Consider the following 16,666-nt stretch of genomic DNA (forward strand, 5'->3'; position numbering starts at 1 on the left):
TTTGCGCATACCTCACGCGACTATTTCAGGTCCGTTAACATTTTGTGTTTTCGGCGCAGCATTTTTTTCCTATCCTCGCCCTAGGGCTTTGCGCATTCGATTGCGTGAAGAACTGGCGTGAGGATCCCAAATATGCAGCAGGCAAAGCGAGTCTTGGTGACAGGGGGCGCAGGTTTTCTGGGATCGTTCTTATGCGAGCGGTTGCTTGCTGAAGGCCACGAGGTTGTATGCGTTGACAATTTCTTCACAGGAAGTCGGAGAAACGTCGCGCATTTGCTCGACAACAGATCCTTTGAGATCATTCGCCACGACGTGACATTTCCGCTCTACGTAGAAGTTGATGAAATATACAACCTTGCTTGCCCGGCAAGCCCGGTTCACTATCAGTTCGATCCGGTCCAGACGACAAAGACGAACGTCCATGGGGCCATCAACATGCTGGGACTCGCCAAGCGGATTCGCGCAAAGATCCTTCAGGCGTCCACGTCTGAAGTCTATGGCGATCCCGAGATTCACCCGCAGACCGAGGACTATTGGGGCAGGGTAAACCCGATAGGTCCCCGTTCCTGTTACGACGAAGGCAAGCGGTGTGCCGAAACCCTGTTTTTCGACTATTGGCGGCAGCACAGGCTGCGGATCAAGGTAGCGCGGATCTTCAACACTTACGGTCCGAGGATGCGTCCGGACGACGGCCGCGTCATTTCCAATTTCATCATGCAGGCACTGCAAAACAAGCCGATAACCGTGTACGGCACCGGCGAGCAGACACGCTCATTTTGCTACGTCGATGATCTCATCGACGGTCTGGTTCGCCTGATGCACACGGCCGACGATGTTACCGGCCCGATGAATCTCGGCAACCCGGTCGAATTCACGATGCTCGAACTTGCCAATCTCGTGATCGAACTTACCGGAAGCCGATCCGAGATCAGGTTATTACCTTTGCCCGTCGATGACCCAAGGCAGCGGCAGCCCGACATCGGGTGTGCCTTGCGCGAGCTCAACTGGAAGCCAAGGATCGCATTGCGCGACGGTCTCGCCACGACCATCGCCTATTTCGAAGGCTTGGTCTCATCGGGATCCGCTCGGACCGCTGCAGCCGAATGAAAACAGTGTTGGTCACTGGCGGGGCGGGCTATATCGGCTCACACTGTTGCAAGGCATTCGCCGGTGCCGGTTGGTCGGTCATTGCGTATGACAACCTCTCGCGCGGCTGGCGCGACGCGGTCAAATGGGGACCGCTTGTCGATGGCGATATTTGCGACGCTGCAGCGGTGGCAGCAGCGCTGCACCGTTATCGGCCGGATGTGGTGGCGCATTTCGCCGCTTACGCCTATGTCGGCGAGTCCGTCGAGCGCCCGGAACTCTACTACCGAAACAACAGTTTTGGGACGCTGGTCTTGCTCGAGGAAATGCTGAAGGCCGGTGTCGACAAGCTGATCTTGTCGAGCACCTGCGCGTCTTACGGCGTCCCCGTTCGTTCTCCGATCGACGAAACGCATCCGCAGTCTCCCATCAATCCTTATGGGTGGTCGAAATTCATCATAGAGCGAATGGTGGACAATCTTTCCGATGCCCATGGCCTCAACGCGGTTGTGCTGCGGTATTTCAACGCGGCCGGATGTGATCCAGACGGCGAGGTCGGTGAGCGGCATGAACCGGAAACGCATGTCATTCCGCTCGCTATCGAGGCGGCGATCAGGTCGGGCCGGGTTTTTACCATTAATGGCGCCGACTTCGACACAAGGGACGGAACTGCGGTGCGGGACTATGTCCACGTCACCGATCTCGCCCGTGCTCACGTTCTGGCTGGGGAGAAGCTTTTGCGCGATCCGGGAGTCCATGTTTACAATCTCGGCACCGGAACCGGAACGACGGTGAACGAGTTGGCCGATGCGGTGAGCCGGGCTTCGGGAACGCGCCTTCCTGTGGCCTACGGTCCGCGCAGGACAGGCGACCCGCCCGCGCTTGTCGCCGCGGCCGGCAAGGCGAGCCGGGAACTCGGCTGGATGCCTGAGCAATCCGGAATCGACCGTATCGTCGAAACGGCGCTGGCCTGGTATCGCCGCCGGTTGTGAGGATCTTTTTTTGCCGAAGAGCCCTACCGCCTGGTCAACAAGCAATCGAGGGCGGCGGCGACTGCGGTAAGCGAGAAATTTTCCTCTATCTGACTTAAACCAACAAGCCTCCCTCTCACCCAGGGTGGTTCAAGCAGCCTTTGTAATCATGACTAGGATTTCGTCACGCCACTCTCCCTTTCGTGCAAAATGAACGGAACATGAGACTTTGGCATTCGGGCCGAGAACTTTGTCAACAAGCACATGCGTGTCCTTGTTCCAGATGACGAACCGGTCATCTTTGCAATCAAAGTTCCACTGGTGCAGCCCTCGGTATTCGCCGCCCTCGGCTTCATTTCGGTAATGGCGGAGCAAAACCACGCCATCGTCTCTGACAAGTTCGAGCATATTCGCGATCGTGGCTACTGGGTCATAGGTGTGGTCGAGAGAATTTCTCGCATATGCAATGTCAAAGCTAGCCCGCGAAAACTGGCTCAGTAGCGTCTCGCCCTCACCCTTAATCGTCGGGAACGGCAGCTTGACGCCCCTCTTGCGCAGCACGCTAGCGTAGTGATCAGCGAGGGGGTCGACAGGCGTGATGGATATGTTCTTACCGGGATGCGTATACCCAACTTGGGTGATTGCCCCGGCCCCGACATCGATGATGGCAATGTCGGTACGAGATTCTGTCGATAAATATTTTGTGATCATCGGATCCCATATGGGACACTCTGGGTTCTGAGCCTCGACTTGGAATTGAGCAGCCTCCGGCTCACTGGAATGGTACGACTCGTGCCAATCACGCTCGTTGAGGAGGCCGATAGTCCACTTAGCCTTGTTGCCCAGTCTCGCCTTTGCATCGGCATTTCTTGATAACGTCTGGCGCGCCACGTAGAACGTGGAGAGAAGAGTAAGATGTAATTTCGTTGCCACTCGTGCACCACGGCCTTGAAGGGCCGATAGGATACGCTTGGGGCCAACTTTCGTAGGTTGGGTCATCTCGCCACCATGTGCTATTGGACCAATCAAGGTTAAGCATCATGCGCAGCCACCGCCTCAACGAGCACAGCCGAGGTGTACCCGGTCCCGAGCGCCCACTTCCACGGAAGCAACTCCAGCAGGCGCGAGACGGGCAGGTTCGGCATACGGGCTAGCACATCCGCGAGCCAGGCCCTCGGGTCGATGTCGGAGTTGGGCCATACTGCTCGCGGCGGAGTTTGGCGATCTCCAGCCTGAGATGCGCGATCATCGCCTTGGAGGTCGAGACCACCGCGCGCGCCTCGGCCAACTCGACCTCCGTTCGGGAGCGGACCTCGGAGGCAGCCAGTCGAGCACGGAGAAGAGCGACCTCGGCGGGGGTTTCGGACATGGCCAAAGCTACCACGTCCAGCGCCCAAATCCCAGCAGAAACACTCCTAGCCGAACTTAACCGGCCTTCGCCGAGCGCTGCGTCCAACGTGGATTGCGCCAGTCGATTCCGTCGAGCAAACACGCCACCGCTGATCTTGCTTTTTTCAGCATCAACGTGACGGTCGCTGTTCCGAGCTTCTCCAGCGTTGGCTTGCTCTGCGGTTTCGATGGGGGCCGATGGGGCAACAACTTCGACCGACGAGAACTCGTTCGCTAGGTCACTCACCTGCGTCGGCAACGCGCAACTAGACACGTCGCAGTCCAAATTTGGGGCGAGTTCTGTCCTTTTCGACGGTGCCGGAGACCGGAACACCAGTACCTAACGGCGCTGGCCTGCAATTTGGTTCCGGCCAGTTCACAATCGAGGCGTTTTATCAGATTTGCGGTGCTTGATGACAATTCCCGCGGGATCATGGGCAAGATGGCTCGATTGGGGGCGCTTTGGAGTGGTTCTTCACGGTGCCGGCGACGCTCAAAATGCGGCGGCTGGAGGCGTAGATATGAACGGCTGGCTGGATGAAGTTCGCATCACCAAGGGCGTGGCGCTCTATGCGTCGGACAGCGGATTTGCAGTGCCGACTGCGGCTTACCCGCGCTTTTAAGCTAAGCCGTCGATCGCCAGCGCAGTTGGTTCTCCCATCGAACGATGGGGTCCGGACGAAGTAAGGCCCTGTTCCATCAAAGTCTAAGGACTGGGAAACGCACCGTCAAGCACGTGCGGTAACAGTTGATTCAACCGATGCTGGTATTTTGAAGGAGTGTGGTAGCGGCTCGACAGTGGCGCGGGATGGCGAATTGCCGGAGCCGCCAGCGCCGCCCGTTTGGGGGTTTGACCGCGCCGTCTATTCTGGGACAGCGCGGTCAAAGATTCCGTTAAAATTTTTCGGAACTAATTATCCGTTTTCGCGATGCCCGACCCAGGCGTTCCCGCAAGCCCGGGTTGTCCTTCAGTCTTTGCAGGGCGCGCGCGATTTCAGCGTTGCGGTCGCGCGGTCGACGGATTGACCTACACCGAAGATTTATTCGCCAGGACGTCTCTTCACGCGCCTTCAATCCACCTTAAGCAACTGGGCAGAATGCGACAGTCGCACAATCCCGTGCTCTTTCTGATATGGCCAATATGAGTCATTGACTGTTGCTGCAACAACGTCGAACGTTAGCAAGTTCTCGCTGTCGAGGCCCGCGTTATCCTCTCCCCACGAAAAGAGAGCCGCTCCAGCGCTATAAGTGCCAGGCAACAATCCCAACGATCGCACGCTAAATACGACCTTGGCCTGCCCTACTATGTCAAATTGACCAACACCTTCCGCGAGGCTTTCGAGCACAGAGATCAAGTTGCCTTCCTGATCAAAAATCTTGATAGCAACCACGCTTCGGTGATACGAATTCCTCGCGCCCAGCTTCAGCACAAAATCGTAATCGCCGCCAAACTTGAGCTGGCTGCAGCGCTCGCGCGTACCCGGATACACAATAGCCACCTGCATCCAGAGGTCATCATCGCCAACGCGCTCGGATCCGTTGCTGCTCGGGGCGGTGTTCGACAGGTACGCATCGATGATCGATGATGCCTCGCCAAAATCCTTCAGAAGGCCGCGGTCCAGATAAATCGCTTTTGTGCAATGCTGCCGAACCATGGCCAGGTTGTGGCTCACAAACAGCACGGTCCGACCTTCACCCGCGACGTTCTTCATCGTGCCGAGACATTTCCTTTGAAATTCAGCATCGCCGACAGCAAGCACCTCGTCGACGACGAGAATCTCCGGCTCCAGATGAGCAGCGATCGCGAAGGCAAGCCGAACATACATGCCGGACGAATAACGCTTGACCGGCGTTTCGAGAAAGCTGCCGATATCGGCAAATTCGATGATCCGGTCTAGCTTACGCGTGATCTCGGCTTTACTCATGCCGAGGATCGCGCCGTTGAGGTAGATGTTCTCGATCCCGTCGAGATCCGGATGGAATCCGGCCCCTACCTCCAGCAAGCTTCCGATCCGACCTCGCATCACTGCCTCGCCCTCATCCGGAGCCGTGATCGAGGTCAAAACCTTGAGCAGCGTGGTCTTTCCCGAGCCGTTGCGTCCGATGATACCGCACACGGTGCCAGTCGGAACGGAAAATGTGATGTTCTTGATGGCGAAGAATTCGTTGAGGGAAGCTTTGGCTTCCCGCGAGCGCAAACGCGCGACAAGTTGTTCGACCTCCTCACGCAATGAGCGCACGCCGATCGCGCCGCGCCGGTAGCGCTTGGAAAGTCCTCGGACCTCAACGGCTGGCAATTCTGTCATCGATCTCAAGCCGTAACATCTGCGGTTCGACTGCCGGGTTGATCCGCGGTCAGCCCGTCCTTCACGACGCGCGCCGTGACAACGATAGGATAGGCGGTATCCCGGACGTCGAGCTTCTGGTCAGAAACTTCTTCCTTGGCGAGTCCCTGAAGAAAACAAACTGCCGCAAAGACGTTGCCGTGGGTTTCGAGCGCCATGTTCGCCGTGCTGAAGGATTTCGCAAGCAACTTCGCCAACGCCGCCTGCGTCAATGACCAGAACCACGTGCTGCCCCACTCGCCGCGATCGACCGGGGTGATGCCAGGAACAGTTAGCAGCAGCACGCCCCCGGGCTTGAGCGCTTCGGCCAGTGCAGCGACCGCGGCCGACATGTCGTAGATCAGATGAAGTGTTTGCGTGAGGATGATGCAGTCGAAGGCGTTTGACGGCAGCACTCCGGGCTGCGACAGGTCGCCTATGATGGTCGCGTTTGGATCATCGGGATCAACATGCAGCACGTCGCTCTTGACGACATGAGCACCGCCAAAATGCATCGTGTAGCTGTTGTCGCCGATTTCCAGCACACGGCCATGTATGTCGGCCGCATTCAATCGTAGGAAATTCTCGATATAATACCGATCTATTGGCTTGCCCCGATCATATCCAAATGAATGGCTCATCGGCATCGTGCGTGCGAAATCCCCAAACCGCACCGAACCGACGCGCGGAGCCCGCCAATCGGCGCCGGAAGCTCCGAGCAGCCGTTGCACCTGCCTGCCGACCTTGCGTGTTATCTTAAATGCCGCCGTTTGCAGCGTGATCGGCGGCGACATCTGCAAAGCCTGCCGCAGCATGCGAATCGCTTTGGCGGGTTGGGCGCGGATCGCGCGCAAGGCATCAGTAGTCAACTGTCCGGTATAGTAGGTCTTCCAGAACCGCCTACCATCGCGGACTGCAAGACGCACATCGTCGTCAACCGGACCTGCTAGCTGCTTGTCAAGCACCGACAATGCTGCAGCGAGCATCATCGATCGATTCTTCGTCATGTTGTCGCCGTGCATGCGATACTCGGCGACGACATCGTCGTGCGTTACGATCGAACCGCGCCGGGCGATTCGCAAGAATAGCTCATAGTCTTCGCAGGACCGCATTGAAACGTCGAACCCGCCCATGGCCGCGAGCCTCTCCCGCCGATAAACTACGGTCCCATGCATCGCAATGAAGTTTCCCGTCCGCAGTAACTGAAGATAAGGATCTTCAACAAGCGCGACGTGATGGTTGTCTGACTGGATCGCACCGCTTCCATTGATGAAGCGATGAGCTCCGTAAGCGAGAACCGCATCTGGATGCGCAACCAGCATTCGCACGCCCGTCTCAATGGCATTCGGAAGGAGACGATCATCCGCGTCCAGAAAGGTGATGTAATCGGATCTGGAAGCCGCTAGTCCGGTGTTTCGGGCGGCCGCGAGCCCGCAATTGTCCTGCCTGATCAGGCGCACGCCCGGATGACGCTCGACAACCGATGCCGGATTGTCGGTGGATCCGTCGTCGACGACAATAATTTCATCCATCGGCCGGCTTTGACGAAGACAGCTCTGAATGGCTTCCTCGAGAAAGCGAGTGTGGTTGTAAGTTGTTATGACGACTGCGATCATGAAACAGCCAAATTCTCCTTAGCTTCGCAGAGAGGCAACGGGCGGGTGTTCGTTGATATCAGACATCTCAGGCTCGGTCGCGATCCAATCCGCGCCACCCGGTCCCGCCCACTACTTCCGTGCTCTCGTCAGTAGCCTGAACACCTTCGACAGGATGCGGCGTGGCGTCAGACGCCGAGCGAACCGGCGTGGCGTCAGCCGCGGAGCGAACCGGCGTGCGGCTTCGATGGCGAGGTCAAACCTATCGCGAAGTGTCAGGGGCCGACGCTGGGCCGGATAGTGCGCAAATGCGAAGCGGAGCGCCCGCTGCAACTCCGGCGTCATTAATCCCGAGGCCGACGCATGCATCTCAACCCATTCGAGGAAGCGGATGCGAGCAGCATGCGGGCGCAGTGGATCGTAGATGCCGGAAGCAGTCGCCTTGGCCGATGTCGAATCGAGGTGCTGCCTGTATCGGCCGGTGGGCGTGGATGTAACGAACACCGGATAGCGCAACAGCAGCTTCACTAGAAGGGTCTGGTCTTCGTAGAGCTCGAACGCCTCATCGAAGCCGCCCACCGCTACCAAAGCTTCGCGGCGAACCATGATCGAGCAGATGCACGGCACATGAGCCCGCTGGCGCACGATGACCTGGTCGAGCAGGTCGGACGGCATGTGCAGACGGTCCGATTGGCGTGGCATCGAGTCGGTCCAGTTCCTGTGAGGCTCATCGGGGAACCACCACAGGGTCGGTCCGTAAAGGACCTTGGCGCGAGGATGCGCATCAAAGATCGCAAGTTCCGTCTCGAATTTTTCCGGCTCAAATATATCGTCGCCATCCAGGAACGTGAAGAACATGCCCGACGCGGCCGCGATTCCGGCATTGCGCGCCGCGGCGGCGCCGCGACGCCGGCCGTTCGATCGAATGAAACGGATTCGCGGATCTGCGGTTGCTGCAGCCTCCGCGATTGCAACGCTCCCGTCGAATGATCCGTCGTCAATGAGAAGCATTTCCCAGTCGATCAAGGTTTGCGCGCGCACGCTTTCGATCGCGTCCGGAAGAAACCGCTCGACATTGAGGAAAGGCGTGATGACGGAGATCAATGGCATCGGCGTCGTGCCCATTGTGCAGAATGCGCGGCGGCCGACGAAAGGCGACCTTCACTCTCTACGGGGCCGCAAGGGTTATCATTTCTCTTCACAGCATGTCCATGGCCGTTCGTTCGACGCGTTGAAAGATCACGACGCCGATGAACAGCACGACCGAGGTCGTGACAAGCGCTGCCGCGATTTGTGGCGCACCGACTGCCGAAGTGCCGAAGAAGCACCAGCGCCATTCATCAATTATGACAGCGAGCGGATTCAGAAATCCGGTCAGCGTCCGGTACTGCTCGGGAATAGCCGAAAAAGGAAAGATGATCGGCGTCACGAACAGCCAGATCTGAATGAGGAAGGGAGTCATATGAGCTGTATCGCGGTACTTCGCGGTTGACGCTCCTAGACAAAGCCCAACAGCCAACGAGAATGCCGCGACCTGGATGATCACCAGCGGAAAGAACGCGAGGCGCCACGACAACCCGTCCACTTTTCCCGTCAGCTGGTACCAGAGCAAGAAGGCCAATGCGACGCCAAGCTGGATCGCCAGGGCCACACTGTTCGACAGCAGCGACGACACGGGAACGACGAGTCGCGGGAAGTAGATCTTGCTGAAAAGATGACCGTTCGCAATGAAGACCTGGCTCGCTGTGGAGACGACTTGGGAAAAATACGACCACAGCACCAACGCTGTCAGATAAAAGATTGGCGCGGGATGGCCACCGGTTGAAATGCCCGCGATACCGCTGATGACGGTGGTCAAGGCTGCGGTAAGCGCCAGGGGCTGCAGGATCAGCCAAGCCGGACCAAGCAAGGTCTGCTTGTAGCGGACTTTGATGTCGCGCATCGCGAACAGGAGCAGCAGATCGCGATAGCGCCACAGGTGCCAGAAATCGAGGTCAAACCAGCCGCGTCGAGGGGTGATGATGGTAGTCTGCTGTGCGTTCATCAGAACAGATGATCCTCGATTTTTCGCAAGAATTCGTCCCCTGACCAGTTGCCGACATACAATCGAGGCAAACGCAGCACGTCTGCCTCGGGCGCAACGTACCCGGCGCGCGTCGTGCATGCGAACTCAAATCCCGCTTCCCTTACGGCAGATACCGACAGAGCGTCATGGTCTCCGAATGGATATGCAAAAGAGAGGACGCGTTTTCCTGTCATTTGCTCACAGGCCGAACGGCCGTCGACGATCTCGCGAAGCTGGGTCGCGAAGGAATGGGCCGGAAGCGTGGGATGACTGACCGTATGACCGCCGATCGTGATCAGGTCGTCACTGATGTCACCAACCTCCCCGGGGGTCATAATACAGTGCTCTGGCCTGGCGTCGAGACCAACGCCCGCCCATTTCGCAATGTCTTCGATGTGCGCGTTCTGTCGCTCATACGGCAGTGTTCGGAGCGCCGACCATACCTCCCGGTAGACTTTGTCACGGCCGGCCTGATCCACCATCTTCGGGATAAGCCAGTGCTGCCTGGCTCCCTCGATGGTGATGTCGAGTTGGTCAGGCAGTTCAGACGTCTCAAGACAGATGCGCGTGAGCGCATCCCACCAGAATTCCCTGCCGCTTCCGATTGCTCCCGTCGCAACAAACAGCGTCATCGGGCAGTCGTGACGCTGCAGGATAGGGCGAGCGTTGCTGTAGACGTCGTGATAGCCGTCGTCAAACGTGACAACCGCAAGCGGTTTGCCTGGCTTTCCCCGTGCGTTGACATCGAACAGCTCATGCAAATGCACCACCTGCCGGCTCCGCGTCAGCGCGTCGATTTGTTCGTCGAACCTCGCCGGATGGACGGCCAGGCTCCACGGATCGACGGCGATGTCTGCAACGCGATGGTACATCAGTATGATGGGAGCACGGCGCAGGCGTCGACGCCGCACCAGCCGACCAAGCTGCAGGAGAACGCGCGGGATCACCATCGGTCTCCAGCCGCGGGAACCGCGAAAACCACGCTCATGTCCCTTCGCGGATGCCATCCCGATCGGCAGAAACGCCAAACATGTGAGTGTTCAAAGCATATAGCTGATCGCAATAAGACCACGACGCCACGGGCACGGAGGTGAGCGAATGAAAGAAAGCATGAAGGCATCACAAGTTTGGGCGGATTTGGAACCAGCATATTGGCACATGTCGCCGCCGAAAGTGCGAAAGATCGGGCGAGTTCTCAGACGTTGAAGTAGCTAGGGAGAGGCGCGGCTTGATACTATCCCGCTCGAGTATGTTAGCATTTAGGCCGGTGGCGCTCACTTTTCTTTCATCCTTCATCAAAAGCAGGTTTTTTTCGATATGCAACCCGCCGTTTCCGTCATCATTCCTGCCTACAATGCGGAAAAGACTATCCGAAACACGATCCAGTCGGCCGCCTCACAAACTTTCAAACAGCTGGAGATCATAGTGGTCGATGACGGGTCGACCGACCGGACCGCTGAGATCGTCGAGACATTTGCAACAAGTGATCCGCGTATTTCTCTTCTGAGACAGCAGAACCAAGGGGTTGCTGTGGCCAGAAACCTGGCAATTCATGCGGCGAAGAGTGAATTTATAGCGCCGCTTGATGCGGATGATGTGTGGCACCCGACAAAGCTGGAGAAGCAGCACGGCCTCTTCCAATCTCGGCCGTCTCTCGGCCTTGTCTACGCATGGTATCGGGTCATCGATGATGATGATTTGGTGATCGAATGCTCCCCGCCAACTCTCGCTCGCGGGGACGTTCACAACTGGCTGCTGGTTGACAATTTTATTGGCAATGCAAGTTCACCGCTAATCAGGCGATCAGTTCTTACGGCAACCGGGGGATACGACCCATCGCTCAGAGCCGCAGGAGCCCAAGGAGCCGAAGACTTGCAGATGCAGCTCAACATTGCCGCGATCTCCGATTATGATGTCGTTCCCGAGTATCTGATTGGTTACCGGCGATCACCGTCTTCTATGTCGACCAAGTATGTCGTCATGCTGACATCGCACCGCATCGTCCTTGAAACAGTCCGCACGCGACATCCCGGGCTAGCGTCTTTCTTGTTTCGTTGGTCCGATGGCGTGGCTTCAGCGTATTATGGCAGCGAAGCCGCCCGTACGTCGCCGCGCGCGGCCATCGCTCCGTTTGTCCACGCAACACGGATCGATCCGGCCGCGCTGTTTCATGTCTTCGCAAAGCCGATCGCACAAAACCTGTGGCGGCGGCTGCGTCGCTTTGTGCCGAGACTGCTTGCCGTTAAACAGCGCATGGTTCCGACCTCACCGCATTCCATCTGTACCTCCAGGCATTTTTTCGACGCCGATCCGACCTTCATCTGCCAGCCAGCTCCTCCGGAGTGGCTTCGAAGGCGCGTCCAGGTGGCCCTCAAGACCCCGACGCCGCGCCAGCTTCACGAGTCAGGTCCGAGGAGTATTGATCCGTCCGCTCTCGTCGAAAACGGCGCTTAGGTCCCAAACACGAGGTGACGCCTTCGAGAACCGCCGCAGCCAACCTAAGTCCGACGACGGTCGGCCTCGCCCATCTAGACGCCGCCGCCAGGCGGAAGTGCCGCCGCAAGCGCTCGAAATGGAAGCGCTCACCAGCTGGTCTCTTCATAAAGGCGCCGAAACTCGGCGTTCTTGTTTCGCATCCGCTTCACTCGAATTTTGACCCAGCGAGGAACCAGCCTGGCCCGGCAGTACATGTCGATCATGTGGGGCAGGCGGGAAATTGCCGTGCGCGGTTCCAGGACGAAGTATCTCTTCAGCAGGTCGCCGGCTGCGAACAGCCGCCCGCCGACCAAGGCTCTGATGGCAAGCCAATGGATCATGTCGACCAGATGCGCATCGAGATCGCTGCCGAACTGCGGATATTTTTCGCGATACTCGGCAAGGACGATTTCACATGAACGAAGCATCTGCATGACATCGCTCGACATGTTGACGTTCGTTATCCGATAGCCCACCAGGTGCTGAGGCACGACGCGGAATTCGTAATTTTCCGCTATTCTGAGGCACATGAGAAGGTCCTCGCAGCCCTGTGCGTTCCTGGCCCTCAGGGAAGGATCGAATTGTCCCGCCCGCTCGAATGCGGAGCGACGCATCAGCATCGAACTCCCGTTGCCGACAAAATTCATTCTGCACATCCGTTGCAAGACGTGGCCGTCGGCGTCGGGCCGGTTGTACAGTGAGAATACCCGGCCGTTCTCGTCGATTTGGGCAAACCAGCAATAGGCCAGGCCCGCGGAAGAACCGCCTTCCTGCAGGGCGCGCAGTTGCAGTGAGATCTTGGAAGGGGCCCAGAGATCATCCGCGTCGACGAACGCCAGAAACTCGGCATCGGTAGAGGCCGCACCGCTGTTGCGGGCCTGCGCAACACCGGCGTTCGACTGCCTCATCAGGCGTATACGCCGGTCTCTCTCAGCACAGGAGGCCACAATCGAGGCGGACTGGTCCGTCGACCCGTCGTCCACCACGATAATGTCCAGCGCCTGATGATCCTGCTGGCAGATGCTGGTCAAGGTGGCGCGAATGGTTCGCTCGGCATTGAACATCGGCACCACGACGCCGACCCTGGCATTGTCCTGGATCATAAGAGCCTTCGTTTTGTCTGCAAGAGTTGGTAAACGGATGGCGCCAGCATTGCAATCAGCACCGCTCTTCAATGATCGGGGCGAATTCGAGGCAAATGTGGTCGGTCATTCAGCCTTACCGTAGCTGGCGGATTCGGACCGTGACGAAAGCAACGCCAAATCCGAAAAACAGACACAACGATCGGTCGCGTAACGCTGCCTCATTAGCCTTTACTGAACAAGCCGGTCAACCGGCGCCGCGCGACGCGGATTGCGGCCGCCCGGCGCGTGTGAGAGGCCGTGCTGGTCTTCGTTGTTGCCAGGCCCTGGGCGACTATCTCAGTGATTGGCAGCGACACTATGCCACTGGGAACGGGTCACTTGGGGAGGCCGCGTCGAGATTGGCGATGCCAGGGATCTGCCGTCGGGACGGGCAAGGGCATCACCCGGCGGGGCGCGAGACGTTTGTAGCCGCAGCCTTGCCTCGTCGTACCGGTCGCTTCCCCGATTGCGGATCGGATGCCTCCGTTGTCGCGCGATCCGGTGCCGAGACGTTTCCGACGAGCGATGCAAGTTCAGCTTCACTTAGCGTCTCGATTTCGAGCAGCTTGCGCGCCGTCTTTTCCAGCAGATCCCGTCGCTCAGTGAGGAGGCCGACGGTTCGCGCGAAAGCTGTGTCGACGATGCTGCGAACCTCCGCGTCGATAGCCTCGGCGGTGGCCTCGCCGTAATCGTGCTCGCGCGGACCGCCGGCAAGTGGGTTGGGGCTCAGGAAGGAGCGCTGGTCCTTTTCCAGCGCCACATGGCCGAGCTTTTCCGACATGCCGTAGCGCGTGACCATGGCGCGGGCGATATCGGTCACTATGGCCAGGTCATCGGCGGCCCCCGTGGACAGATGCCCGAACACGATCCACTCGGCCGCCCTGCCGCCGAGCAGCACCGCCATCTTGTTCTCCAGTTCCTCGCGCGTCATGAGGAATCGGTCCTCGGTCGGCCGCTGGATCGTGTAGCCCAACGCGCCGACGCCGCGCGGGATGATCGATACCTTGTGCACGGGATCCACTCCGGGCAGCGCCATGGCTACCAACGCATGGCCCATTTCGTGATAGGCGACGACCTCGCGTTCCCTCGGGTTCAACAGTCGGTTGCGCTTCTCGAGCCCGGCCACGATGCGCTCGACCGCATTGTTGAAATCGTCCATCGTGACGACATCCGCCCTCCGGCGCGTGGCGAGCAGGGTCGCCTCATTGACCAGGTTGGCGAGATCGGCGCCGGTAAAACCCGGCGTCAGCGCGGCGACTTTTTCAGCATCGACATCCGCCGCCAGCTTAGCCTTCTTCATGTGGACCTGGAGTATCTGGACGCGACCTTGCTTGTCCGGGCGATCGACCAGCACCTGCCGATCGAAACGGCCTGCGCGAAGAAGTGCCGGGTCAAGGATTTCCGGGCGGTTCGTCGCGGCGAGCAGCACGACGCCGATTTTCGGGTCGAAACCGTCGAGCTCGACCAGGAGTTGGTTGAGCGTCTGCTCCTTTTCGTCGTGGCCGCCCATCATCGGGCCCGCACCGCGGGCGCGGCCCAGCGCATCGAGCTCGTCGATGAAGATGATCGCCGGGGCTTTGGCGCGTGCCTGCTCGAACAGGTCGCGCACACGGGCGGCGCCGACGCCTACGAACATCTCGACGAATTCTGAGCCCGAGATCGAGAAGAACGGAACTTTTGCCTCGCCTGCAACGGCTTTCGCGAGCCAGTATCCGGACGACGGGCTGGCCATCTTCCACGGCCCGCGCTGCATCGGCCGTTATGATGCCGAGGGCCGGGAGATCGGCGAGCCGATCTCACCCATGCTGCACCCGTGCTCGACGCCCTCAAGGCGTGGCCTGGAAGCGTCGCAGCCGGCCCCCCTCTCGGCAGCGCGGCGGCCAGCCTTGACTGCGTCTCGACACGAGGTCGGCGCTTCACCGGAAACGACGCAAGGGCAGCGACAAGCCCATGCGTAGGAGCCTGCCGCGGCAGGCACCTGAACCAGCAAGCGGCCCCCGGATGTCCTTCCGCTTTCATCCGGGGTCAACCGTCAACCCAAAGCGGACAGCTGATGTGCTACAAAAACCGCACAACTTGAAAAGCTACCGACACTACGCGTGCAGTGGGTGCAAAGGATTGGAGGTGGAGCGAAGCGGAACCGAAGTGTTACCCCGCGATACCTCAGGTGACCGCTATCTGAACCCATGCCCCCCGAAATAGGAGGCCGCCTGCGAGCAGGTTAGCCAGAATATCACTGGCGTCTTTGCGGATGCTTTCGGATTGCAACAAGCACCGCGCCGTCGTCCAAGCTACATTCAACAGACCCTAGAGCGGCCAGCGCGTTAGTGGCATCTACCGCATCCCCACCCGGTCCAGGCCCTCTGATAACGAAATGTCCTTTCTCACATGTGAAGTCCCACTTGTGCAGCTGCTTGTACGATTCCGTCTTTCCTTCGTTTTCAGCATGATAAAGCACGACGAAACCATCATGTTTTGTGACCGAGAGCATCTGTTGTATTGCCTTGAGTGGACTAGTCGTGTGGTCTATACAATTCTGTCCATGCACGATGTCGAAACTGTAATCGCCAAATTGGGTCCTAAGATTTTCGGCGTCACCGAAGACTGTTCGCACTAGAGGTTGGATCCCAAAATCTCTCAGAACTTGATCATATTCTGATGCCAGCAGGTCAGTTGCAGTAATCATGATCTCTTTCGAGGCATGCACTTTGCCGAGCTTCGTCAAGGGGCCAGCGCCCACATCGAGTATGCAAACTGGGTTGGTCGTCAACCTGTCGACATATCGCCCAACGTGATCCTGAATTGGTAAATTGGGGTCAAGACGTTCCTTGTAGTCCTCTGGCCAGAATGATCCCTGAGTGGAGAACCAGTGTCTCCAAAACAGAACTTCGTCGCTGAGCTGTTGGGATCGGCTGTCTCCCTCCAGCCAGCGCAGGATATTTCGTCCGAGCCGCCGAGCCCTAGTCAACACCGATGTCGATCTTCTCAGAAACCGTTCTCTAGACATGACGGGACTCCTCGGATCGTGCCCACTGGCGTGGTGTAGCTGACGGCACTGGACGCCGTGCTCTCCGGCATGGGCCGGACTGATCAGCGCGCCACTGCCGGCAGGCTGATGAGCGGATCATCGCTCATCTGGCTGATGGTCTCAAGCGTCATGTAGCGGGCCCGCTGCACGGCCCATTCATCATTCTGTTCGAGCAGCAAGGCGCCGACGAGACGGACGATGGCGTCGTCGTTGGGGAAGATGCCGACGACCTCGGTCCTGCGCTTGATCTCGCCGTTGAGGCGCTCGATCGGGTTGGTGCTATGCAGCTTGGCACGGTGCTCCTTGGGGAAGGTCATGTAGGCGAGCACGTTGGGCTCGGCATCGTCCATGATTGTCGCCAGCTTCGGCACCTTCGGCCGGATCTGGTCGGCAACGGCGCGTCATTGGGTGCTGGCGGCCTCGGCCGTCTCCTGGGCGAAGGCGGTGGCGATGAAGGCCGTGCGACGCGGCGCCCGCTCTTGCCGGCATGCGCCAGCACGTTCCTCATGAAATGCACGTTATGCCGACGTCGGCATAATGCAGAGCGTTTTTAGCTTGGCGTCGCGCTGAAAGGTGGGTGGCGAGAGCGCGCTGAGGTGGATCGCGACG

General features: G+C 58.7%; 11 protein-coding genes and 4 pseudogenes. 3 read left to right on the top strand and 12 right to left on the bottom strand.

Going from position 1 to position 16,666, the window contains the following annotated elements:
* Nucleotides 1-132: 132 nt before the first annotated feature.
* Together AC0L3D_RS25380 and galE are read left to right on the top strand one after the other, a co-directional pair.
* The gene (locus AC0L3D_RS25380; protein ID WP_473630215.1) at nucleotides 133-1,107 is read left to right on the top strand and encodes a UDP-glucuronic acid decarboxylase family protein; all 975 of its coding nucleotides are present in this window, start codon (nucleotides 133-135) and stop codon (nucleotides 1,105-1,107) included.
* Nucleotides 1,104-2,078, top strand: coding sequence for a UDP-glucose 4-epimerase GalE (galE, locus tag AC0L3D_RS25385; protein ID WP_473630216.1), 975 nt, complete (start codon nucleotides 1,104-1,106; stop codon nucleotides 2,076-2,078). The genes AC0L3D_RS25380 and galE overlap by 4 nt, the downstream gene beginning before the upstream one ends.
* 129 nt (nucleotides 2,079-2,207) lie before the next feature.
* On the opposite strand, the gene AC0L3D_RS25390 is transcribed toward galE, so the two are convergent.
* The 8 genes and pseudogenes from AC0L3D_RS25390 to AC0L3D_RS25425 form a co-directional block, all read right to left on the bottom strand.
* Nucleotides 2,208-3,056, bottom strand: a complete 849-nt coding sequence (locus AC0L3D_RS25390; protein ID WP_473646194.1) for a class I SAM-dependent methyltransferase — start codon at nucleotides 3,054-3,056, stop codon at nucleotides 2,208-2,210.
* Nucleotides 3,057-3,088: 32 nt separating this feature from the next.
* A pseudogene (locus tag AC0L3D_RS25395) lies at nucleotides 3,089-3,247 on the bottom strand (transposase domain-containing protein); the annotation flags it as partial.
* A gap of 5 nt (nucleotides 3,248-3,252) precedes the next feature.
* Nucleotides 3,253-3,426 (bottom strand): annotated as a pseudogene (locus tag AC0L3D_RS25400) (IS66 family transposase); the annotation flags it as partial.
* Nucleotides 3,427-4,516: 1,090 nt separating this feature from the next.
* The gene (locus tag AC0L3D_RS25405; protein WP_287065381.1) at nucleotides 4,517-5,752 is read right to left on the bottom strand and encodes an ABC transporter ATP-binding protein; all 1,236 of its coding nucleotides are present in this window, start codon (nucleotides 5,750-5,752) and stop codon (nucleotides 4,517-4,519) included.
* Nucleotides 5,753-5,757: 5 nt separating this feature from the next.
* Nucleotides 5,758-7,386, bottom strand: coding sequence for a glycosyltransferase (locus AC0L3D_RS25410; RefSeq protein ID WP_473630218.1), 1,629 nt, complete (start codon nucleotides 7,384-7,386; stop codon nucleotides 5,758-5,760).
* Nucleotides 7,387-7,497: 111 nt separating this feature from the next.
* Nucleotides 7,498-8,475 (bottom strand): glycosyltransferase family 2 protein, encoded by a 978-nt coding sequence (locus AC0L3D_RS25415; protein ID WP_473630219.1) that lies wholly within the window; start codon nucleotides 8,473-8,475, stop codon nucleotides 7,498-7,500.
* A gap of 88 nt (nucleotides 8,476-8,563) precedes the next feature.
* Entirely contained in the window at nucleotides 8,564-9,409 is an 846-nt protein-coding gene (locus AC0L3D_RS25420; RefSeq protein ID WP_287065387.1) for an ABC transporter permease, read from the bottom strand.
* Nucleotides 9,409-10,380, bottom strand: a complete 972-nt coding sequence (locus tag AC0L3D_RS25425; RefSeq protein WP_473646195.1) for a polysaccharide deacetylase family protein — start codon at nucleotides 10,378-10,380, stop codon at nucleotides 9,409-9,411. The genes AC0L3D_RS25420 and AC0L3D_RS25425 overlap by 1 nt, the downstream gene beginning before the upstream one ends.
* Nucleotides 10,381-10,747: 367 nt before the next feature.
* Here AC0L3D_RS25425 and AC0L3D_RS25430 point away from each other — a divergent pair, with 367 nt between their 5' ends.
* The gene (locus tag AC0L3D_RS25430; RefSeq protein ID WP_287065391.1) at nucleotides 10,748-11,884 is read left to right on the top strand and encodes a glycosyltransferase family 2 protein; all 1,137 of its coding nucleotides are present in this window, start codon (nucleotides 10,748-10,750) and stop codon (nucleotides 11,882-11,884) included.
* A 128-nt stretch (nucleotides 11,885-12,012) separates the two neighbouring features.
* On the opposite strand, the gene AC0L3D_RS25435 is transcribed toward AC0L3D_RS25430, so the two are convergent.
* The 4 genes and pseudogenes from AC0L3D_RS25435 to AC0L3D_RS25450 form a co-directional block, all read right to left on the bottom strand.
* Complete coding sequence (locus tag AC0L3D_RS25435) at nucleotides 12,013-13,080, bottom strand: glycosyltransferase family 2 protein (RefSeq protein WP_287065393.1); 1,068 nt, start codon at nucleotides 13,078-13,080, stop codon at nucleotides 12,013-12,015.
* 349 nt (nucleotides 13,081-13,429) lie between these two features.
* Nucleotides 13,430-14,740: pseudogene (gene ftsH / locus AC0L3D_RS25440) on the bottom strand (ATP-dependent zinc metalloprotease FtsH); the annotation flags it as partial.
* A gap of 522 nt (nucleotides 14,741-15,262) precedes the next feature.
* The gene (locus AC0L3D_RS25445; protein WP_287250633.1) at nucleotides 15,263-16,036 is read right to left on the bottom strand and encodes a class I SAM-dependent methyltransferase; all 774 of its coding nucleotides are present in this window, start codon (nucleotides 16,034-16,036) and stop codon (nucleotides 15,263-15,265) included.
* An 83-nt stretch (nucleotides 16,037-16,119) separates the two neighbouring features.
* A pseudogene (locus AC0L3D_RS25450) lies at nucleotides 16,120-16,586 on the bottom strand (transposase); the annotation flags it as partial.
* Between the last annotated feature and the right edge of the window lie 80 nt (nucleotides 16,587-16,666).

The sequence above is a fragment of the Mesorhizobium sp. WSM4837 genome, from assembly GCF_055811435.1.

Bases quoted from the DNA above. Each gene is read 5' to 3' on its own strand.
- AC0L3D_RS25380 (WP_473630215.1), top strand. From the start codon at position 133: ATGCAGCAGGCAAAGCGAGTCTTGGTGACAGGGGGCGCAGGTTTTCTG.
- galE (WP_473630216.1), top strand. From the start codon at position 1,104: ATGAAAACAGTGTTGGTCACTGGCGGGGCGGGCTATATCGGCTCACAC.
- AC0L3D_RS25390 (WP_473646194.1), bottom strand. From the start codon at position 3,056: ATGACCCAACCTACGAAAGTTGGCCCCAAGCGTATCCTATCGGCCCTT.
- AC0L3D_RS25405 (WP_287065381.1), bottom strand. From the start codon at position 5,752: ATGACAGAATTGCCAGCCGTTGAGGTCCGAGGACTTTCCAAGCGCTAC.
- AC0L3D_RS25410 (WP_473630218.1), bottom strand. From the start codon at position 7,386: ATGATCGCAGTCGTCATAACAACTTACAACCACACTCGCTTTCTCGAG.
- AC0L3D_RS25415 (WP_473630219.1), bottom strand. From the start codon at position 8,475: ATGCCATTGATCTCCGTCATCACGCCTTTCCTCAATGTCGAGCGGTTT.
- AC0L3D_RS25420 (WP_287065387.1), bottom strand. From the start codon at position 9,409: ATGAACGCACAGCAGACTACCATCATCACCCCTCGACGCGGCTGGTTT.
- AC0L3D_RS25425 (WP_473646195.1), bottom strand. From the start codon at position 10,380: ATGGTGATCCCGCGCGTTCTCCTGCAGCTTGGTCGGCTGGTGCGGCGT.
- AC0L3D_RS25430 (WP_287065391.1), top strand. From the start codon at position 10,748: ATGCAACCCGCCGTTTCCGTCATCATTCCTGCCTACAATGCGGAAAAG.
- AC0L3D_RS25445 (WP_287250633.1), bottom strand. From the start codon at position 16,036: ATGTCTAGAGAACGGTTTCTGAGAAGATCGACATCGGTGTTGACTAGG.